At 64.1% G+C, this 20,719-nt stretch carries 19 protein-coding genes and 1 pseudogene; 9 read left to right on the top strand and 11 right to left on the bottom strand.

Annotation, left to right across the window (positions count from 1 at the left end; all coding sequences use genetic code 11):
* Position 1 precedes the first annotated feature (1 nt).
* Positions 2-541 (top strand): cysteine hydrolase, encoded by a 540-nt coding sequence (locus AB0366_RS14675; protein ID WP_347872350.1) that lies wholly within the window; start codon positions 2-4, stop codon positions 539-541.
* Here AB0366_RS14675 and AB0366_RS14670 read toward each other — a convergent pair.
* The 9 genes and pseudogenes from AB0366_RS14670 to rpsF form a co-directional block, all read right to left on the bottom strand.
* Positions 501-758 carry a DUF3297 family protein gene (locus tag AB0366_RS14670; protein WP_094611446.1) on the bottom strand — a complete coding sequence of 86 codons (258 nt, stop codon included), beginning with the start codon at positions 756-758 and terminating at the stop codon, positions 501-503. The genes AB0366_RS14675 and AB0366_RS14670 overlap by 41 nt on opposite strands.
* Positions 759-834: 76 nt before the next feature.
* A pseudogene (locus tag AB0366_RS14665) lies at positions 835-1,003 on the bottom strand (DnaB-like helicase C-terminal domain-containing protein); the annotation flags it as partial.
* A 169-nt stretch (positions 1,004-1,172) separates the two neighbouring features.
* Positions 1,173-1,991 carry a DUF3800 domain-containing protein gene (locus tag AB0366_RS14660; RefSeq protein WP_366244556.1) on the bottom strand — a complete coding sequence of 273 codons (819 nt, stop codon included), beginning with the start codon at positions 1,989-1,991 and terminating at the stop codon, positions 1,173-1,175.
* A 33-nt stretch (positions 1,992-2,024) separates the two neighbouring features.
* Positions 2,025-4,199, bottom strand: a complete 2,175-nt coding sequence (gene dnaB / locus AB0366_RS14655) for a replicative DNA helicase (RefSeq protein WP_366244555.1) — start codon at positions 4,197-4,199, stop codon at positions 2,025-2,027.
* 521 nt (positions 4,200-4,720) lie between these two features.
* Positions 4,721-7,000: a bifunctional SulP family inorganic anion transporter/carbonic anhydrase gene (locus AB0366_RS14650; protein ID WP_366244554.1), complete on the bottom strand. Its 2,280-nt coding sequence runs from the start codon at positions 6,998-7,000 to the stop codon at positions 4,721-4,723.
* A 233-nt stretch (positions 7,001-7,233) separates the two neighbouring features.
* Complete coding sequence (gene rplI, locus AB0366_RS14645) at positions 7,234-7,689, bottom strand: 50S ribosomal protein L9 (RefSeq protein ID WP_032378698.1); 456 nt, start codon at positions 7,687-7,689, stop codon at positions 7,234-7,236.
* A 15-nt stretch (positions 7,690-7,704) separates the two neighbouring features.
* On the bottom strand, positions 7,705-7,947 hold the full coding sequence (gene rpsR / locus AB0366_RS14640; RefSeq protein WP_032396926.1) for a 30S ribosomal protein S18: 243 nt from the start codon (positions 7,945-7,947) through the stop codon (positions 7,705-7,707).
* Positions 7,948-7,989: 42 nt separating this feature from the next.
* The gene (locus AB0366_RS14635) at positions 7,990-8,541 is read right to left on the bottom strand and encodes a single-stranded DNA-binding protein (protein ID WP_032378699.1); all 552 of its coding nucleotides are present in this window, start codon (positions 8,539-8,541) and stop codon (positions 7,990-7,992) included.
* Between the two features lie 57 nt (positions 8,542-8,598).
* Positions 8,599-8,886: a 30S ribosomal protein S6 gene (rpsF, locus tag AB0366_RS14630; protein ID WP_008711385.1), complete on the bottom strand. Its 288-nt coding sequence runs from the start codon at positions 8,884-8,886 to the stop codon at positions 8,599-8,601.
* Between the two features lie 161 nt (positions 8,887-9,047).
* Here rpsF and AB0366_RS14625 point away from each other — a divergent pair, with 161 nt between their 5' ends.
* The 3 genes from AB0366_RS14625 (at position 9,048) to AB0366_RS14615 (ending at position 11,884) form a co-directional block, all read left to right on the top strand.
* Positions 9,048-10,430: a hypothetical protein gene (locus AB0366_RS14625; protein WP_366244553.1), complete on the top strand. Its 1,383-nt coding sequence runs from the start codon at positions 9,048-9,050 to the stop codon at positions 10,428-10,430.
* Positions 10,431-10,468: 38 nt separating this feature from the next.
* Complete coding sequence (locus tag AB0366_RS14620) at positions 10,469-11,149, top strand: response regulator transcription factor (RefSeq protein ID WP_366244940.1); 681 nt, start codon at positions 10,469-10,471, stop codon at positions 11,147-11,149.
* Between the two features lie 369 nt (positions 11,150-11,518).
* Positions 11,519-11,884 (top strand): helix-turn-helix transcriptional regulator, encoded by a 366-nt coding sequence (locus AB0366_RS14615; protein WP_366244552.1) that lies wholly within the window; start codon positions 11,519-11,521, stop codon positions 11,882-11,884.
* Between the two features lie 24 nt (positions 11,885-11,908).
* Here the strand turns inward: AB0366_RS14615 and AB0366_RS14610 are convergent, their stop codons facing one another.
* Positions 11,909-13,006, bottom strand: a complete 1,098-nt coding sequence (locus tag AB0366_RS14610; protein WP_366244551.1) for a DUF475 domain-containing protein — start codon at positions 13,004-13,006, stop codon at positions 11,909-11,911.
* Between the two features lie 92 nt (positions 13,007-13,098).
* Entirely contained in the window at positions 13,099-13,674 is a 576-nt protein-coding gene (locus AB0366_RS14605) for a TerD family protein (protein ID WP_366244550.1), read from the bottom strand.
* A gap of 220 nt (positions 13,675-13,894) precedes the next feature.
* Between AB0366_RS14605 and AB0366_RS14600 the strand changes: the two genes are divergently transcribed.
* Genes AB0366_RS14600 through AB0366_RS14580 form a run of 5 tightly spaced genes read left to right on the top strand, consistent with a single transcriptional unit; the run spans position 13,895 to position 20,717 of the window.
* Positions 13,895-14,980, top strand: coding sequence for a hypothetical protein (locus tag AB0366_RS14600; protein ID WP_366244939.1), 1,086 nt, complete (start codon positions 13,895-13,897; stop codon positions 14,978-14,980).
* Between the two features lie 23 nt (positions 14,981-15,003).
* Entirely contained in the window at positions 15,004-16,152 is a 1,149-nt protein-coding gene (locus tag AB0366_RS14595; protein WP_366244549.1) for an HpcH/HpaI aldolase/citrate lyase family protein, read from the top strand.
* A complete protein-coding gene (locus AB0366_RS14590; protein ID WP_366244548.1) occupies positions 16,149-18,482 on the top strand; it encodes a phosphoribosyltransferase in 2,334 nt (777 codons plus the stop codon). The genes AB0366_RS14595 and AB0366_RS14590 overlap by 4 nt, the downstream gene beginning before the upstream one ends.
* Positions 18,479-19,282 carry an HAD family hydrolase gene (locus AB0366_RS14585; RefSeq protein ID WP_366244547.1) on the top strand — a complete coding sequence of 268 codons (804 nt, stop codon included), beginning with the start codon at positions 18,479-18,481 and terminating at the stop codon, positions 19,280-19,282. Before AB0366_RS14590 ends, AB0366_RS14585 begins: the two co-directional genes overlap by 4 nt.
* A 40-nt stretch (positions 19,283-19,322) precedes the next feature.
* On the top strand, positions 19,323-20,717 hold the full coding sequence (locus tag AB0366_RS14580) for a hypothetical protein (protein WP_366244546.1): 1,395 nt from the start codon (positions 19,323-19,325) through the stop codon (positions 20,715-20,717).
* The last annotated feature ends 2 nt before the right edge of the window (positions 20,718-20,719 follow it).

Raw genomic sequence — 20,719 nt, 5'->3', positions numbered from 1 at the left:
CATGACGCGAACGGCATTGCTGGAGATCGACTTTCAGCCATGGATCATCGAGCTCGGGCATGATCCCGGCTCACTGGCTCGCGCCGGGTCGGTCCGTGACGCCCGGCGTTCGGCGGGCGCGCTGGTGGTGTGTACTCGATATCTCAGCCGCGATGTGGCCGATCCGCTGCGTTCCGACCCGGCGGGCGACGGTGCCCGCTTTCACCCGTCGATGACGCCTCGGCCAGGAGACCTCATTGCAACGAAGTTCGACCGCGACATCTGGTCCAACCCCGATCTGGACGCTCAGTTGAGACTCGTCGGGGTGGAGCATTTGGTGATAACCGGGTACCTCACGGATTTCGGGGTTCGGATTGCCGCCGAAGGCGCGTGTTCACTGGGCTACCGCGTCACGGTGCACTCCGCTGCGTGCGCGGGATCGACCGAAGCCGAGCATCAGCGAGCCCTCGAATCCATAGCGGCAGCCGGTGCCACTGTCGACCAGACCCCGGCGAAGTCGGCTATTTCGCGTCGCGGAAGTACGGTTCGACCGTGCCCTTGAGCTTGACGAGCATGGGATTACCGTAGCGATCCTTCGCGGTGGGGACTTCGACTCGCACCCAACCCTCGGTCACGTTGTATTCGCGAACACTGGTCTTCTCGACGCCGTTGAAGCGAATACCGACGTCCCGGCGAAGAACCTCTTCGTTGTAGAAGGGGCTCCGCGGATCGATCGCGAGGTGATTCGGTGGAACGTCTGTGTTCTGATCCTCTGGCATGGATTTCTTTCGTCGAATGCTGCGTCAGGTGCTCGGTTGATTCACAGAGAGAATACGCGACCCAGCGCTGTCAGCCCTAGCCCCGCGCCATGTCCACGAATCTGGACAGGTGAAGCTGGTGCGCCACAGTGATTGTCGCGGTCGAGTGCGTCGGGGCGGTGCAGCAGAATCACCATGTCGGCGTCCTGCTCCAGTGAACCGGACTCACGGAGGTCGGACACGATCGGCTGTTTGTCGGTTCGCCTTGCATGTCGCAGACGTAGCACGTTGAACTGCACCCCGGGGTCCGGTGCTCCTGTGTCCTCACTGCTTGACTATGTTGGCCCCGGCATGGTGTCCTGAACTTGCTAGCTGAGCCGGCCGCATGGCCGAGGTAGGCTAGCCGTCAAGGGGCCTCCGCAAGGAGGCCCCTCTTCATTTCGGCGGAAACAAGTAGATTCCGTCCCCTCGCTGCGAGACCTTGTCGACATGAATCGGCGCAAGCAGGTCCCACATCTCGTCGTTGCAAATCTTCGCCGTTCGCCCGTTGCGGGGGAGAACTTTCACGGAAGCAGCGTAGGCAACCAGGTCCGCAAGCTGTATGAAATATGACTGCTGCGAGTCTCTGGGTACAGAATCCTCGACGATGTGGCGCGCATTGACGCGGTCGCCTACTGCGGACCATGTGATGCGTCGGAACCGGCGAACCAGCTTTCGCACCTCGTCGTTCTGACCGATGTCGTGGACGATCACTATCGGAACGCCGCTCGAATCACTGCGCTTACGTAGTCGTTCGAGTAGATACGTCCACGACCTATCGAAGACGTCGAGATCACGCTTCTGTAAGAGGTCCTTGCGAATCGAGATTGCGAAGACTCCGGATGACACGGTGATCAGAGATTTCAGATGCCGCTGGTACAGGTCGCGCATTTGCCCATCGCCCAGGCCGAGATCGCGGTAGACCTTCTTCACCCCGACAATATGGTTCGCCTTCGCTTCCTGTCTCATCGGAATTCGGTACAGATCGCGCACAGCCCGTCGCATTTCGATGACGTGGTCCAGCCTTGTCGTCCAATCGTCAGCTGGAATCAAGACACATCCGAGTGTGAATGTCGTTGAACCGCCAGTGCCCATGCCGGTATCACCGGACTCGTCGATGTACGCGAACTCCAAGCGCGGTCCGACAACCTGATCCGAAAGTGGCGTCAAGGCAGTCGAATCACGGTCGGACAAGCAGCAACGACCTGAGTCCACGTATGAACGCGCTCAGCCCACGGGAACATCGCCCTAGCCCCGCGCCATGTCCACGAATCTGGACAGGTGAAGCTGGTGCGCCACAGTGATTGTCGCGGTCGGGCCGTTGCGATGCTTGCCGAGGATCAGGTCGGCCTCACCGCCACGAGGGTCGTCGCGCTCGATTGCGTCGGGGCGGTGCAACAGAATCACCATGTCGGCGTCCTGCTCCAGTGAGCCGGACTCACGAAGGTCCGAGACCATCGGCTTCTTGTCGGTTCGCTGCTCCGGACCACGGTTGAGCTGGCACACCGCGACCACCGGGCATTCGAGTTCCTTGGCCAACAGCTTGAGCTGACGGGAGAAGTCCGAGACCTCCTGCTGACGGGATTCGACCTTTTTGCCGGACGACATCAGCTGAAGGTAGTCCACCACAATGAGTTTGAGTCCGTTGCGCTGCTTGAGTCGACGGGCCTTGGCGCGGATCTCCATCATCGTCAGGTTCGGAGAATCGTCGACGAACAACGGCGCTTCGCTGATCTCACTCATACGCCGGGCCAGCTTGGTCCAGTCGTCGTCGGTCATCTTTCCCGAACGCATGTCGCCGAGCTTGATCTTCGCCTCGGCGGACAACAGTCGCATGACGATCTCGGTGCGGCTCATCTCCAGAGAGAAGATGACACTGGGCATGCCGTGCTTGATCGAGCACGAACGCATGAAATCCATTGACAGCGTTGAATTGTGGGTAGGAATCATCGACTCGCTGGCTAGATACAGGTGCTCCGAGTTGTCGACCTCCACACAGCGAACTGGAACCGAATCGACCCGGCGAACGTCGACGATGAACCGCGAACCCGATCGCACAGTGGATCCCGCAGCTCGACGTTCCTTGTGCAGCAACTGCTTACGCGCCACACCGAATACAACCTCGTCCGTCACGACCGACGAACCTGTCCACACGAGACCGAGCCCCACAACCAACTCGCTCAGGCCGCCGAACGGACCAACATCGATGGAGCCATCCGATGCAATCGAACCCGCAGTGTCGAGAATGCCAGCAAGCAGCTCTCGTCGTTGCCGCTCCGAGGCGCGCAGGTAGAGCTGCGGGACTGCATCGAACTCAGCCTCCACACGCGCTGCGATACCGGCGTCCGCTCCCGACAGTCCACCACCGAGCGCTACGCCCGCAACATAGGGCGGCACGGGGAGGTCGGCAGCCGGTAGCCGAATGGCCGCAGAGTTCCGAACAGAATGGTCGCCTGTCGCGAGAATGTGCTCGGTAGTGCATACAGCCGAGACACGCTCACGCTCGGTCAACCACTGATGCTCCGCATCGGCGACGATGACTGTGCCGTCGGAGAATTCGACTTCGTAGCACGGCCGATCGAGCATGACGTCCGTGGCCGCCACGACCCTGGTCGGCATGCCATGGGCGTCGATGAGGTGATCTCCCACAGCCACCTCGCCCATAGTGGTCCAGCCGTCGGGCGTCGGAAGCGGCGTATCGAGGGCGAGCGCCTTACCAACGCCAGGCCTCGCCGCCACGATGATCATCTGACCAGGGTGCAGGCCGTTGGTGATTTCGTCGAGTTCGGCGAATCCTGTTGGTACGCCGAGGGATATGCCGCCACGGCTGGCGATGGAGTCGATTTCGTCCATCGTGGGCTGCAGCAGCTCCTCGAGGGGGAGGAAGTCCTCCGAGGTGCGGCGTTCGGTGACCTCGTACACCTCGGCCTGCGCGCGGTCGACCACCTCGGCGACGTCCTGACCGTCTGCTCCGGCGTAACCGAACTGCACGATGCGAGTACCGGCCTGTACGAGCCGGCGCAGGATCGACTTCTCCGCGACGATCTCTGCGTAGTACCCGGCATTGGCTGCCGTCGGCGTCGTCTGCGTCAGGGTGATCAGGTACGGGGGACCGCCGATGCGCTTGAGCTCACCGCGACGATCCAGCTCGGCCGAGACGGTCACCGGGTCGGCAGGCTCACCGCGGCTGTAGAGGTCGAGGATGGCGTCGTACACGTTCTGGTGGGCCGGCCGATAGAAGTCACCCGGCCGAAGCACCTCGAGCACGTCGGCGATGGCGTCCTTGCTCAGCAGCATGCCGCCCAGTACGGACTGCTCTGCGGCCATGTCCTGTGGGGGCTGGCGACCGAAATCCTCGCCGGGTCCCTCGCTGGACGAGGGGCCGGAGTAGTCGGACTGTCCTCGATCGTCCACAACTGCCACGCGAACCGGCCGTCCTCTCCCCATTGTCGTCGGCACCGTCGAATATCACCCGGCGGTGCTGTGTAGCAAGTTCTACCCCCGGGCACCGACAAGCTTTTTCGGCACCGGATTCGCACTGTCCCGTCGCCGCTGCACGGCATCGAGAGAGACGCTGCACGGACGTTAAGCGCTATCGGCAGGAGTCACAACATGGCCTGGGGACGAATCTGTGCATGAAATGTGGATGGTGTTGAACAACCGTGTTGACCGTCTGGGGATAACCTGGGTATAACTTTCCGAGTTTCGGCCTTTTCACCAGGTCAGAGGGTGTACATAAAGTTTTCTTCCTGTGCATCGATTCTGGATCGGCGTGTCGGCCGAATTGACAGCTCGGGCGTGTTGAGTAAATACCAGGTGAACCCGAGGGTGAACTAGGTCACAACGGCTGGGATGACTCACAGAAACAGACCAGGTTCCCGTTTCAGCGCGAGGGGTCCGATTCCGGGCTTGGAATCGGACCCCTCGACACTGCCGATCAGAACTCAGCCGCCGATCTCCTGCGGGCACTTCGCCGGGTCCAGCACAGTGACCTCCCTGGTACCGATCTGAAGCACTCGCGCCGTGGGAATGTCGAAGAACAGTCCGGTGATTCGCAACCGTCCCTCGGCGTTGGCTCGGCCTACGACGCGGTGACGAGTGAGCGTCTGCAACTGCACCGCCACGTTCACCATCGCGAGTTGATCCGCCTCACCGAAGCCGAGCTCCGCCGCCTGACGACCCACCACATGCCCGCTGCGGTACGCGTCGAGGCTTGCCATCCCGTAACCCAACCACTCCGCGACAGACGCGTCCGCGGCGTTCTCCGGCCCGCTCAGGACCGCCTTCATGGCACCGCAGCCAGAGTGTCCGCACACCACCACCGAGGAGGTGCCCAACTGATCGACTCCGAACGCGAGCGCCGCCTCCACCGAACAATCCTGCCCCTGAGCGGGAACGAGGTTGCCCATGTTTCGGACGGTGAACAGATCTCCTGGACCGCTGCTGGTAATCGTGTTCGGCATGACCCGCGAATCCACACAGCACAGAAAGAGGGTGTCCGGATCCTGGTTGTCGGTCAGGCCCTCGAGGTGCGGACGAATGTTGGGGGCGTGCGTGCGGTGATACTCGGCAACACCGCTCAGCACCGCTCGCAGTGCGACAGGCGAATCCTCCTGCGCAACATCGTTCTTGAGCTGCCACGCGCGCCACGGTGCCAACGAGCTGCGTACCGTCGCAGATCCGCGCTTCGGCGGACCCTCGGCAGCAGCCGCCATCGAGGCGGTGCCCACCTCTTCGACCTTCACTGTGCCGCCGCCGAGTTCGTGCTGACGCATCCACTCGTTCAGGGCGTCGTGCACGGCGTGATCGAGGAAGTCCACGCCCAGATGCACGGTGACGGCGGTACCTGCGGGGACGGTGGACAGCACGTGCGTCAATCGAGGGAGCGCAAGGAAGCTCAGCGAACCCTCGGTGGTGACGCGCCAGGTGCCGTCGACCGCTTCCTCGGCCCTGACCTTGGCCCACACCACTCGACGCAACACGAGGATGATCGACAGTGCCAAACCGATCAACACACCCTCGAGCAGGTTGAGCACCACCACTCCGACGACCGTGACCGCGTAGACCGCGATGTCTCCGGTCTTGTTGGCAATCTTGATGTCCGCCAGCTTGATCAGCTGTACACCGATCATCACCAGCAGCCCGGCCAGAGCGGCGAACGGAACCAGTTCGACGATCGAGATGAACAGCACCGAGAAGATCAGAATCCACACGCCGTGCAGAATCGCCGATGCACGAGACTTTGCCCCGACCTTGACATTGGTGGCACTGCGCACGATCACGCCGGTGATCGGCAGACCGCCGATGGCACCGGAGGCCATGTTGCCTGCACCCTGAGCCATCAATTCACGGTCGAAGTTGGTGCGCTCACCGCTGTGCATCTTGTCGACGGCCACCGCGGAAAGCAGACTCTCGACACTCGCGATCAACGCAATCGTGATGACGCCGGTCGCGAAGGCACTCCACTGCCCGTCGGGCATGACGGGCAGGCTCAAGGACTCGATCAGGTTGCCGGGCAATTCGATTCGCTCGACATCGAGGGAGAAGAAGATCGAGACCGCGGTGGCGGTGACCACTGCGACCAGAGCAGCCGGCACCTTGGTGACCTTGGCCAGCACGCCGGACAACTCACCCAACCGTGGCCAGGCGAACATCAGCACGACCACGATTCCGCCGACGACGATCGACGGCCACTGGCCGTTCGCGACGGACGTGGGGATGGCCAGGACGTTCTGAACCGCGGAACTTTCGGACTCGCCGCCGAGGAGAACGTGAATCTGTTGCAGCGCAATGGTGATACCGATTCCGGCGAGCATCGCATGCACCACGACGGGTGAGATGGCCAGCGCGCTGCGCGCAATCCGGCTCATTCCCAGCAGAACCTGCACGGCACCCGCCAGGACCGTGATGGCGCAGGTCACGCCCCAACCGAATTGATTGACCAACTCGGCGACCACGACGGTCAGGCCTGCCGCCGGGCCGCTGACCTGCAGCGGCGAGCCGCCGAGTATCCCGGCGAGAATTCCGCCGACCACCGCGGCGATGAGACCGGCCATGATCGGCGCACCCGACGCGACGGCGATACCGATCGAAAGTGGCACTGCAACAAGAAAAACGACCAACGAGGCCGGTACGTCGTATTTCAGGATCGACCCGACGCGAGACTGCGGCTCGGGTCGGGTCTCGGGACTGGGGTCGGAATCAGGTTCCACGGTCGTGGTCACGGCAGCGTTCCTCCGGGCGTCTAGGCGTCAGGTCGGGTGGATGAAGTTGGTGATGATGTTCGATGTCGCCCCGCCCAAAGAATACGCAAAGCTTTGCTCACGAACGTCCGAGGAGAGATGCTTCACAAATCGGAACCCATTGCGACAGTTGATCTTTGTGAGAAAACACGAAAAAGCCCCACGAACCGAGGTTCGTGGGGCTTTGTTCGACCGAAACGGGCCGAAAGCTGAAATCAGCTTCCGACGACCTCCAGCTTGAACTTGGCGGTCACGTCGGGGTGCAGGTTCACGACGATGTCGTGCTTACCCGTGCTCTTGACGTGAGCCTTCGGCAGATCGATGCTGCGCTTGTCGACGACCGGGCCACCGGCAGCCTTGAGAGCAGAAGCGACGTCCGACGCGGTGACCGAGCCGAACAGCTTGCCTGAGTCGCCCGCGGTCTTCACGGACAGCGTGACGGCCTCGAGGCCTTCGATGGCCTGCTTGAGCTCGTTGGCATGCTCGAGGCCGCGGACGGCACGAGCTTCCTGAGCGCGGCGGATGCCGTCGACCTGCTTCTGAGCTCCACGGGTGGCCTGGATGGCCAATCCGCGGGGCAGCAGGAAGTTACGGCCGTAGCCGTCCTTGACCTCTACGGTGTCGCCAGGCGCACCGAGGTTGTCCACATCAGCGGTGAGGATCAGTTTCATACCAATCGCCCCTTTCTATCGAGCCGTCGCGGCGTAAGGCAGCAGTGCTACCTCACGCGAGTTCTTCACGGCAACGGCCACGTCACGCTGATGCTGGACGCAGTTGCCGGTGACACGGCGAGCGCGGATCTTTCCGCGATCGCTGACGTACTTACGCAGCAACGTCGTGTCCTTGTAATCGATCGACGTGTTCTTTTCCTTGCAGAAGGAACACGCTTTCTTCTTGAGCACCTTGTCGCGCAATGGCGGTTTGGGCATGGGTCTTTCTCCGTTACATCTGGTTGTTCTCGATCGAAGGATCTAGAACGGTGGCTCTTCGTCTCCGCCACGTCCGCCGAAGGAGCCCGACGCCGCCGGGGCACTGCCCCAGGGATCGTCTCCACCGGAACCGGAGTTGGACGAGGAGTTCGAGCGGCCGCCGCTCGATCCGCCGGAGGAACCGGAGCCGGAGCCGGAGTTGAAGCCGCCTCCGCCGCCACCTCCACCGCGATTGGCCTTGTTGACCTTTGCGGTGGCGTAGCGGAGTGAAGGTCCGATCTCGTCGACTTCGAGCTCGACGACTGTCCGCTTCTCACCTTCACGCGTCTCGTACGAGCGCTGCCGCAGCCGTCCGCTCACGATCACTCGCGAGCCTCGGGTCAAGCTCTCGGCAACGTTCTCCGCTGCCTCGCGCCAGATGTTGCAGCGCATGAAGAGCGCGTCGCCGTCTTTCCACTCGTTCGTCTGACGATCGAATGTGCGCGGGGTGGATGCAACCGTGAAGTTGGCAACCGCCGCACCGGCGGGGGTGAATCGAAGTTCTGGATCAGCCGTCAAGTTTCCGATGACGGTGATGACGGTCTCGCCTGCCATGGTTCCTCTTTCAGTAGTAAGCGTTGTAGATGCCAGCCTAGAGGCGGGCAACGACAATTACTTGCCCTGTCGCAGGACCTTCGTGCGCAGAACGGACTCGTTGAGTCCGAGCTGACGATCCAGCTCGCTGACGGTGGCAGGCTCGGCGTTGAGGTTCACAACGGCGTAGATGCCCTCGGCATGCTTGAGGATTTCGTAGGCCAGACGACGCTTGCCCCACACATCGACCTTGTCGACGGTGCCGCCATCCTTGCGAACGACGTTGAGGAACGTATCGAGCGACGGAGCGACAGTGCGCTCGTCCAGATTGGGGTCGAGAATGACCATCAATTCGTAATGACGCATAAGACCTCATCACCTCCTGTGGACTAGTGAAAACGGCCACGGACTATCCGTGGCAGGAGGGTCGTTGCGTCAGCAACCCCTCGAAGATACACGACAGGGCCCTGACCTGCTAATTCGCGTCGGGCGCACGGTCCGGCGTTCGCGCGTCATAGTCTTGCACCATGCGATCCGGGGTCCGCGCCAATCCGATGACGGTCGTCGTGGTCGTCGCGATGGCTGCGGTGGGATTGATTCTGGGATATCTCAACAAGGCCCGATGCGCGGTCGCGCCGTTCGACGCGTCCGGTCGCAGCACGGTGTTCGACGCCATCAAGGATTCCTCGGTCTGCTACTCCGACATCCAATTCCTGTGGCTCGGCCGAGACATCGACAATCACATCTTTCCCTACATCCACGGAGCCATCACCAGCGACGGGATCCTCACCGGCGGGACGGTGGAGTACCCCGTCCTCAGTGGGTTGCTGATGTGGCTCGGAGCCATTCCAGCCCACACCGATGCACAATTCCTGTTGACCTCGGCGTTGATTCTCGCGCCGTTCGGTCTGCTCACCGCCTGGATGCTCGGCCGGATGGCCGGCTGGTCCGCCTTGCTGTGGTCGATCGGCCCGCCACTGGTGATGTACGCCTTCCACAACTGGGAGCTACCCGTCGTGGCCGCCGCCGTCGGCGCGATCTTCGTCATGACGCTGTCGATGCCGCTGCGGCGCAAAGCGATTCTCGCGTCGGTGCTGCTGGCCGTCGGCTTCTGCCTCAAGCTCTATCCGGGAGCATTCGTGCTGCCCCTGATCGCGTACGTGGTCACCGGCGGCATCGACGGGCGTGAGTCCGCAGACACCATCCGAGGTCGCTGGGACATCCGCGGCGGCCTGATGGTTGCCGGCGCGGCGATCGGCACGGTCGTCGCTGTGAACCTGCCGTTCGCAGTGCTCGGCTACGAGGGGTGGCGTGCATCCTTCACGTTCCAGTCGCTGCGGCAAGCAGACCTGACGACCAACTCCATCTGGTACTGGGGACTGCGCCACTTCTACATCGGCGACCAGATGACTCCCGATGCCTACGCGGAGGCCGAGGCGTCCTTCCAGGATGTGGTCGACGTCGCGTCGCCGCTGCTGGTGTTCGCCGCGTTCGCTCTCGCGCTGTGGCTCGGCTGGCGTCGCGCAAAGGTGCTCGGAACGTACCCGTGGGTCGCGGTGAGCGGATCGATGCTGTGCGGATTCATGCTGCTGCACAAGGTGCACTCGCCGCAGTACACGCTGTGGCTGCTGCCCTTCCTGGTGCTGCTCAAGGTCCCGTGGGGACTCGTCGCCGCATACCTGGTCGTCGATCTGTCGATGGGAATCGGCGTCTTCAAGTACTTCGCCGCGTTGGCCTCGGGTGCCGACGCCAACGACGAGGAGTTCTTCGTTCTCGTCGGGGTGTGGGGACGAGCGCTGCTGCTGGTCGTGCTGTTCGTGTTGTTCGTCAGGTCCGAGGCGCGAGTGCCGGCCCGACGCGCATCTGCGTCGAACCCCGCAGAGCCGAGAACCCTGGTACAAAACAGGTAACACGGTACGCAACGGGTGGGGGCGGGGATATGGCGGAGATGTCGAAGGCGCACGGAGAATCTGCTGCGGGGGCGCGGCGCATAGGCCTGGTGGAGGACCACGAATCGGTAGCGCTCGGACTCAAAGCAATGCTGGCAGACGAACCCGACCTGGAACTGGTGTCCACCGCCGCCACCGTCGCAGAGTTGCTCGCCCAGCAGCAGACCCTCGATCTGGTGGTACTCGATCTTCGGCTGGGTGACGGATCCTCGCCCCGCTCGAACGTGGAGCAACTGCACGCCGCCGGTGCGCGCGTGCTCGTCTACACCGGTGCCGAGAACGCGTTTCTGGTTCGCTCGGCTGCCCGTGCAGGCGTACTGGGTGTGGTCCGAAAGTCCGCACCCGCGGCGGCGATCGTCTCCGCGATCCGGCGCGCAGCGAGCGGCGGACAAGTCGTCACGACGGACTGGGCTGCCGCGATCGACGGCGATCCGCAGCTTCCCGACGTCGGACTCAGTCCACGCCAGCGCGAGGTACTCGCCCTCTACGCGTCGGGCGAGAAGGCCGGACGAGTCGCCCGCCTGGCCGGACTGTCCGAGCAGACCGTCAACGACTACCTGGTGCGGATCCGCAACAAATACGCCGAGGCGGGGCGTCCGGCACCGACGAAGACCGATCTGTACAAGCGAGCGGTCGAGGACGGCTGGCTCCCGATGCCCGAGCTACCTCCGCAGGATTGACTCACATCGCGCCGCAATGCAGGCGGTTCTGCTCGACGACGCTGTGGTTCATCCCACAATTTCCGCGCGAGTGAGCACTGCGGTTTCCGAGGCGTCCCGGGGTGCGACAGGCGGGGTGGTGACCGCTCGGATACTGCCATCCCGCCGCACGAAGAACTGCATTCATCCTGGTCAGCGACTCGAGCGCCGACGTGCGGATCGAACTCGATGGCGACGGTCGGCAGACTGTCGTAGCTCTGTGACACGCTGACGGGACGGTTGACGGTTCAATGCCCCCAATAGTCAGGGCAGAAAACCTGCGAATTACCTGTGAGAATCGTCGCCATTGGTTTAGTTGGTCTCAACCCACCTCAGCGCCCGGGAGATCCGATGTCCGCTCTGCTCGACCCCATGTCATCCGAGAACGGCTCATCGGTCGCGGTACCACCTCGCTCACGTGGGCCGATCAGCCTGGTTCCGCCCCCGATGCAGATTCACCCCGTTCCCGCCGCCGCGAGCCCGTTCCCGCCGCGACCGGATCTGACCGGCCGCGAGATCGAAGTGCTGCTCTGCTGGATTCGACACGACTCGAAGACCGAAGTGGCGAAGGCACTGTTTCTCTCGCTCGGCACGGTCAACACCCATCTCACCCGAATTCGGGCCAAGTACACCTCGGTCGGGCGCCCGGCACCGACGAAAGCCGCCCTGGTCGCGCGAGCCCTTCAGGACGGGCTCGTCGATATCTCGGAGCTGTGAGTCTCGCGGCTCCGAGCCCGGCGGTCAGACGCTGACTGCGGTCTCCACGCCTTCGTTCTCCAGACGCTTGTTGCGTCGGATGCTGCTCAGCAGGGCAGCTCCGATGAACAGGATTCCCACGAAGCCGGTGATCAGCTCGTTGATGTGCACACCGATCGAGACCAGCAGGATGATGGACAACGCACCGATCGCCCAGTGCGCACCGTGCTCGAGGTACACGTAGTCCGACAACGTTCCCTTGCGAACCAGGAACACGGTGATCGAGCGGACGAACATCGCGCCGATGAAGCCCAGGCCGAGCGCGATGATGATGGGGTCCGCGGTGATGGCGAACGCACCGATGACACCGTCGAACGAGAAGGACGCGTCGAGCACCTCGAGGTAGAGGAACAGGAAGAACCCGGCCTTACCCGTCGCCTTCGCCAGTTCGCTCGGTCCGTGCGAGGACTCCTCGCCTTCTTCTTCGACGTGGAAGAGCTCACCGAGTCCGTTGACCGCGATGTAGGTGATCATGCCGAGCACGCCGGAGACCATGACGGTGGAGATCTTGTCGTCGTCGGCGAGGAACTCGGCGCTCAGGACCAGCAGCAGGCCCGCGACGACCACGGAGAGCTGATCGAGGCGGCCGATGCGGGCGAGGGGCTTCTCGAGCCAGCTCAGCCATGTGATGTCGCGGTCCTCGAAGATGAAGCCGAGGAAGAGCATCAGCAGGAACATGCCGCCGAATGCAGCGATCTGCGGATGCGCATCGGTGAGGAGCGTCTCGTAGCTGGGCGAACCGTCCGGGAAGGTCGCGGCACCGTCTGCCGGCGGGTTGAGCGCCAGGTCGAGGGCAGCGACCGGACCGAGGCCCGACGCGGCCCAAACGATGACCAGCGGGAACAGCAGCCGCATGCCGAACACGGCGATGATGATGCCGATGGTGAGGAAGATCTTCTGCCAGAACTCGCTCATGCGTCGCAGCACGGTGGCGTTGATGACGGCATTGTCGAAGGACAGCGACACCTCGAGCACGCCGAGGATGAGGACGAGGATCATCGCCTCGATCCCGCCGTACAGGAAAGCCACGATGACGGACACGACGGTGACCGCGATCGACCATCCGAAGATCTTCACAACCACTGGCGTGGCCTTTCTCGAGACTAAGAACGGAAAAACCCCCGCCCATCATGAATGACGAGGCGGGGGTACTCCCAATCTTGAGAGGGCCTTTACTACACGTTTACTCCGAAATCGCGAGCGATTCCGGCGAGTCCGGAGGCGTAGCCCTGACCGACCGCGCGGAACTTCCACTCCGCGCCGTTGCGGTACAGCTCACCGAAGACCATGGCGGTCTCGGTGGAGGCATCCTCGGTCAGGTCGTAGCGCGCGAGCTCCGAGTTGTCGGCTTGGTTCACGACGCGAATGAACGCGTTGCGCACCTGTCCGAACGACTGTGACCGGGCGTCCGCGTCGTAGATCGAGACGGGGAAGACGATGGTCTCGATCTCCGGCGGTACGGCGGCGAGGTTGACCTTGATTGCCTCGTCGTCGCCGTCGCCCTCACCGGTCAGGTTGTCGCCGGTGTGCTCGATGGAGCCGTCGGGAGACTTGAGGTTGTTGAAGAACACGAAGTGCCCGTCGCTCAGGGCCTTCTTCGTCGAATTCAGCGCGATGGCGCTGGCGTCGAGATCGAAGTCGGTGCCGGTCGTCGTGCGGATGTCCCATCCGAGACCGACCACGACCGCGGTCAGGTTCGGAGCTGCCTTGGTGAGCGAGACATTGCCACCCTTGCTGAGGCTGACGCCCATTGAGAGGTCCTTTCGCAATTGGTTTCCCGTTACGGGTTCAACCGTAGTGGGAATGTCCGGTTCTTGGACGTACTCCGCCAACGACTGCGACATCGCCTGGGTTCCCGTCGGTACTATCGAGCAGGTGACAAGTCGCTGGCCTGGGGTGTTCCGCCGGGGTGCCGAATCGGACGCCGCCGCGCGTCGTTCCCAGGACAACGCTGTCGCCGCGTTTCTCGACATGGACAAGCGTCAGTCCATCGCCTCGGCGGGCGTCGAGGCCTCCACCGCACTGCGCCCCCAGGATCGACTCGCCGGCCGATGGTCCGACACCGAGAAGCAATGTTTCGACGCCGGGGCCGCCTACCTCGCCGCCGTCGATCAGTTCGACGGAATCACCACCCCTGCCGCCAGATCGGCATTCGACCGAGCCACCGCGCTTCTGCACGATGCCAGTACCGCCGTGGATCGGTTCTACGAGGCTCATCGAGGCACCCTCGAGCAGGCCTCCGCTCAGTTCGCCGCGACCCCGCGCCTGGTCCAGGACGCATTGGCCGAGGCCGACGCGGCCCGATCCACCGTCGACGAGCAGTTTGCGGGCTACCCCTCACTCCGGCAGGCGTGGCACGAACTCGATTCGGCAACAACGCAATTGCAGGCCGATCAGCGCGACCCTCTGCGCGCCCGCGAGCACGCTGCCCTGGTCCGCGACCGGGCCGCCGCACTGCGTGCTGCAGTGGACTCGGCTCCGGGACGCCTTCAGGAGGCCCGAACGGCTCTGGCCTCGGTGCGCACCCGAATCGAGGCCGTGCGAACGAGATCCGAGGGCATTGCCCCGGCCTTCTCGAGCTTGCTTCGGGAGTTCAACGCCAAGAGCTCGGCAGACCTGTCTCGCAACGAACGGTCCAGTGCGCGCCACATCGAGCAGGCCGACGAGGATCTGAGCGCGGCGCGTTCTGCACTCGGCGCGGGCAACCCCGAACACGCACTGGATCTGGTGACCCAGGCGCGTCAACACCTGAGCGATGCCGAACAACTGGTCGACGCGGTCACCGACCGAGTTCGCCTTCTGCGTGCGGTCAAGGCAGATCCGAAAGAGACCGAGAACAAAGTGCGGTTCAAACTTCGTGACGCTCAACAACTCGCGATCAATCGCGGTCTGGTTGCCGAATGGGGCTCGGTGTTGGATGCTCAGCTCGCCCGGATCGACAGGGCGAGCACAGCACTGACGGGTACCCACCCCGACTACTGGTCATATCTGCAGGATCTGGATACCATTTCGGACTTCATCGCAGGCGTGATCGACCGCATGCGTACCTCGCACTGATCACATTCACACGAAGGACAGTGGTGCAACACTTTCGCCATCTCGACGCAGACACCCGTGAACGAGTGTTCTTCATGCAACCCGAAGACATCGAGACGAGCGACGGAAACGACCTCGTGGCAACGGCTCTCGGCGCAACGCTGTACATCCCGGCCACGCGTCCCGACCTGACTGCAACGGTGAACAAACGCACCGACGAGGGTGTGCGGTCGATCGTCATCGATCTCGAAGACGCTGTGGCGGACCATAATCTGGAAGAAGCCTTGGCCAACACCGTGCGAACTCTGAACGAACTCTCGGGTTCGGGATCGCTGGTGTTCGTAAGGGCTCGTACCGCCGCGCACATCCGCAGCATCTGCGCCGGCCTCGACCACGGTGCCGCCGGGCTCGCCGGATTCGTCGTTCCGAAGTTCACGGCCGCACGCGGAGCCGAGTTTCTCGACGAGATCGTCGCCGCGTCGAAGACACACGGCACCCGTCTGTTCGCCATGCCCGTCCTCGAATCACCGGAAGTGGTGCACCGGGAGACCCGCGACGCGGAACTGGTTGCCATCCGTGAACTACTCGGTGAGTACCGCGACATCGTGTTGGCGGTGCGAATCGGTGCCACCGACATGTGCGGCACCTTCGGCATCCGCCGCGACCGCGACCTGACGATCTACGACGTTCGCGTCGTCGCCGACGTCATCAGCGCGATCGTCAATCACCTGGGTCGGTACGACGGATCGGGATTCGTCATCACCGGACCGGTGTGGGAGTACTTCGCCGACCACGAACGCATGTTCCGTCCCCTGCTGCGTCAGACGCCGTTCGTCGATCAACAGGCCGTACGCTTCCGCCAGCAATTGGTGAGCAGCGACCTCGACGCCCTGCTGCGCGAGGTGGCACTCGACCGTGCGAACGGTATTCAGGGCAAAACCGTCATCCACCCCTCACACGTGCCTGCCGTGCACGCGCTGTCCGCGGTGACGCACGAGGAGTACCACGACGCACTCGACATCCTCTCCTCCGACCAGGGCGGCGTCCAGGCGTCCGGCTACCGCAACAAGATGAACGAGCTGGGCCCGCACCGCAATTGGGCGAAGCAGACGATGGTGCGCGCCAAGGCGTTCGGCGTCACCAACGAGGGGATCACGTTCGTGGATCTACTGACCGCACTGGCACAACGATGAACGCGAATCCGGCCGACGGCATCGTGCTCACCGACACCGGTTCGTCGTCGTCCTGGACCGCAACACAATTGGTGCTGCCCGGTCTGCGTCGTAACCCCCGCCGCGCCCACCTGTTGGTCTCGACGGTGCTCGGCAAACACATACCCGTCGATCCGGACGTCGTCATCGCCGCCGGCAACGAACTGGCCGCCCTGGTGCACACCGCGGTGGGCGGTTCCGATGTCGACGTTCTCGGATTCGCGGAAACGGCAACGGGATTGGGCCACACGGTCGCGACTGCTCTGGGCGCGCACTGCTACCTGCACTCGACGCGTCGCCCCGTACCCGGAATGACCGTGCACGGCGAGTTCGAGGAGGGTCACTCGCACGCGACCGACCACCTGCTGATGCCCACATCGGCCGACCTTCTCGCCGGCGACCTGCCGTTGATACTCGTCGACGACGAGATCTCGACCGGAGCGACCGCGCTGGATGCGTTGCGGCAGATTCACTCCTCGGCCGGGCGCGCGCACTACGTCATCGCATCCCTGGTGGACATGCGCACCGCCGAGCATCTCGCCGCTGCTGCTGCGGTGGCAACCGAACTCGGCGTGCGGATCGACAACGTGAGCCTGGCGCAGGGATCGGTGGAGCTGGAGCCGGGACTGGTGGAGACGGTACTGGACTTACCCGATCCGGTATTCAATCCCACTGCTGCACAATCCGGTTCGGTTCGCCGAGTCGACGCACACTGGCCGGCAACCCTGCCCGACGGCGGACGCCATGGATTCCTCCGATCCGACGCGGCAGGTTTCGACTCCGCGATCGACGATCTCGCAGCCACCGTCGACGGCTCGCTCCCCGAATCGGAACCGGTGGTCGTCATCGGCCACGAGGAGCTCATGTATCTGCCGCTCCGACTTGCGGCGGCGCTGCAGAAACTGGGACACCGCGCCCTGTTCCAAACCACAACTCGGTCACCGGCATACGTTCTCGACGTGCCCGACTACCCCCTGCGCCGCGGTTTCGAATTCGCTGCACCCGAGGACGAATCGGGACTGCGCTACCTCTACAACGCGTCCGCCCCGCACGACGCCACACTGGTCCTCGTCGCCGACGCCCCCGCGGACACCGACGCCCTCGCTGCCGCCGCCGAGACTCTCGCCGCCTCGGGGACCGACGTGCTCCTGGTGGTCGTGACGGGAGCCGATCCGACGGCCCTCGAGGTTTCCCGGCGCGCACGCCCGCTCCGCGGACCCGAATTCGGCTCGTACGCAGCGGACGAAGTCACCTGGTTGCTCAAGGACCTCTCGTCGGTCTCACTCGAAGCAGGAATCGAGGAGCGGGAGAAGCGTATTCAGGCCGGCGAGGCCCACTACGCCGAATCGCTTCCGGTCGAGTACCAACCGGATCTCGCCTACCGTGAACTGTTCGAGAAAGTGCTGCAGGAGAGCGCGTCACGGCTGGCGGTCGCGGTCGGAACCGTCACCGAGGTGGTGCTGGCCGAGCGCGGACACGACATCGCACTCGCGTCATTGGCACGGGCGGGCACACCCGTCGGAATTCTGATGCGCCGCTGGGCATTCGCTGCTCACGGCATCGAGATTCCGCACTACGCTGTCTCGATCGTGCGTGATCGCGGCATCGACGCCGTGGCACTGCGCTACCTCGCCGAACATCACGACTCGCGTTCGGTGGTGTTCGTCGACGGCTGGACCGGCAAGGGTGCGATCGCCCGCGAACTCACCGCCGCACTCCGAGACTTTCCGGGCGCCGAGTTCGACGACGACCTCGCCGTGCTCGCCGATCCGGGCAACTGCGCGCGCACGTACGGCACGCGCGACGACTTCCTCATCGCGTCGGCCTGCCTCAACTCGACCGTCTCGGGGTTGGTTTCACGAACCGTACTCAACGACAGCCTGATTCGTCCCGGAGACTTCCACGGCGCGAAGTACTACGCCGATCTCGCCCCCGACGACGTCTCGCGTCACCTGCTCGACACCGTCGCTGCGCGTTTCGACGACGTCCGAGACGAGGTCGCCGCGTCGGTGACCGCCGTGCTGGCCTCCGACCGAACCCCCACCTGGACGGGATGGGCATCGGTGGAGAAGGTGCGTGAGGAGTACGGCATCTCGCACGTCAATTTCGTCAAACCCGGCGTCGGCGAAACCACTCGGGTGCTGCTGCGTCGTGTGCCGTGGCGGGTACTGGTGCGGGACGCCGATGCGCCCGAGCACGAACACATTCGGATGCTCGCCGCGGCCAGGGGAGTGCCGGTGGACGTGGTGCCCGACCTCGCCTATTCGTGCATGGGGCTGATCAAGAACGTCTCGAGCGGGGACGCGTCGTGAGCGCTCTCGTCGCGGTGGATCTCGACCGTACGATGATCTTCTCCGAGGGCGCACTCGGTGTGCCCCTGGACGATTCGTTCGAGTGCGTGGAGATGTACGAGGGAAAACCGCTGTCCTACATGAGCTCTCGCGCGGTGTCGCTGCTTCGGGAGTTGAGCGAGACGACGGTCGTGGTGCCGACCACCACGCGGACCATCGAACAGTTTCAGCGGATCGCGCTGCCCGGGGCACCCTGGCGGTATGCCATCACCAGCAACGGCGGCAACATCCTCGTCGACGGTGTGCCCGACTCGAGGTGGCGCAACGGGTTCGAGTTGGATCTGGCGGGCATCGGCGCAGAGTTGAGATCGCGGGTCTCCGAGGACTGGGTGCTCAAGTACCGCGAGGCCGACGGCCTGTTCTGCTACCTGGTGGTGAACACGGCCGCCGTGCCCGAGGACTTCGTTGCGCAGTGGTCGCAGTGGTGCGACGCTCGGGACTGGAACGTCTCGCAGCAGGGTCGAAAGATCTACACGATGCCGAACGCGGTGTGCAAGAGCTCTGCGGTGGCCGAGGTGCGGTCCCGGCTGATCCAGGACGGCACGCTGGAAGCCGAGGCTCGACTGTTCGCCGCCGGTGACGGCGCACTCGACGCCGAGATGCTCATCGCCGCCGATGCTGCGATCCGACCACGGCACGGCGAACTCGAGCTGCTCGGATTCATCCAGCCCGGTTTGACCGTCACCGACTCCTCCGGCGTACGGGCCAGCGAGGAAATTCTCGAATGGCTGCGGAACCGAACCGCCATGCGCCGCGTCTAACTGTTCGTCGGGGAGACAGGACGTAGGGCAAGGGGTGGGCATGACGGATCCGTACGAGGAACTCGCAGCGGCGATCGAGAACATCGTCACCAGTACGTTCGTGACGCCGATGGGCCCCGAATTTCTCGGCTCCGTCCTGGAAGCGGCATTCGAGAAGGCGAACGTGGCCCTCGACTACCGCGGCGAGTTCGAGCCGACCGAAGTGGTCATCACCGAGGCGTTCGAGGTGATGCCGCACGAGCAGATCGTGGCCATGGTCGGATCGCTGGGAACCGGCCCCATCGAAGGCTCGTCCAAGAACTGGAACGACTTGTCCGCTGCCGCAACCACCGGATCCGACGGCTTCCGGTCCGGCATCGAGGCGGCCATGGCGTCGGGTTGGTCGGGACCCACAGCCGACGCCGTCCGCGGCGGTGTGGGCAACTACGTCTCGTCTGCGAACGCGTTGTCCACCTCGATGAGCCTGATCAGCAACAAATTGCTCGAGGCGCACTCCGGTTTCACGCAGACGAAGTCGAGGATGCCGCCGGTGGTTGCGCCGGCCGCAAGCAGCATGATCGATACCCTTCTGCCTATTCCCTTCGCCGCGAAGGAAGCCGTGTCGGCCCGGGAGGAGCAGCAGGAAGAAGCGCGTCGAATCATGCGCTCGGTCTACGTACCAGGGGTGCTGCAGTCCGATTCCCAGGTCCCGGTGCTGCCGGCAGCGCACAATCCGGTCGCTGACGGTGGCGGTTCCGGCAGCGGCTGGGGCCTCGGCAATTCCGTCGGGGGCGGCAGTCTCGGTTCGACTTCCGGAAACGGGGGCGCGAGTGGGGCAGATTCGGCGGCCCCGGCGGCTGCAACACAGGCGCAACCCGGCGGCGCCGAGGCTGCCGAAGCGGGTCGGACCGGTACTCCATCGGAGCAGGCCCGGCCCGGCGGTTCGGGTTCCCTGCCTCCGGCCGACAACTCCGGTGAAACCCGTGCCGCATCGGCCACCGGGCCCGGCGCATCCGGTGGAGGTGCGGGCTCCGGGGTCGGCGCGGGTCCCGGCGGCTATGGCGGAACAGGACCGGGCAGCAACAGCTTCGCAGGATCCACTGGTTCGGGCTACGGCGGCAATGCCGGATATGCAGGCGCAGGCGGTTCCGGTGCCGGTGCCGGATCGGGTTACGGCGGTTCGGTTCTCGGCCCTCCGATCGGCGGCGGGGCGGGCGGCAACGGGGCAGGCAGCACTGGTGCGGGCGGCGGTCCGGGCAGCGCAGCTGCGGCGGCGGCCGGTCGCGCGGGAGCGCACGGCATGCCGGGAATGGGTGCCATGGGCGCAGCAGGCGCACGGGGAGCCGGCGACAACGACGGCGACCACGCGACTCCCGGTTACCTGGTCGACGTGAGCAACGGCAGCGAACTGATCGGCGATCTGCCGCTGGTTGCACCTCCGGTACTCGGCGGCTGACG

It is taken from the genome of Rhodococcus sp. NPDC076796, from assembly GCF_040702765.1.
GTDB lineage: Bacteria > Actinomycetota > Actinomycetes > Mycobacteriales > Mycobacteriaceae > Rhodococcoides.
This window is presented reverse-complemented; position numbering and strand designations above follow the sequence as displayed.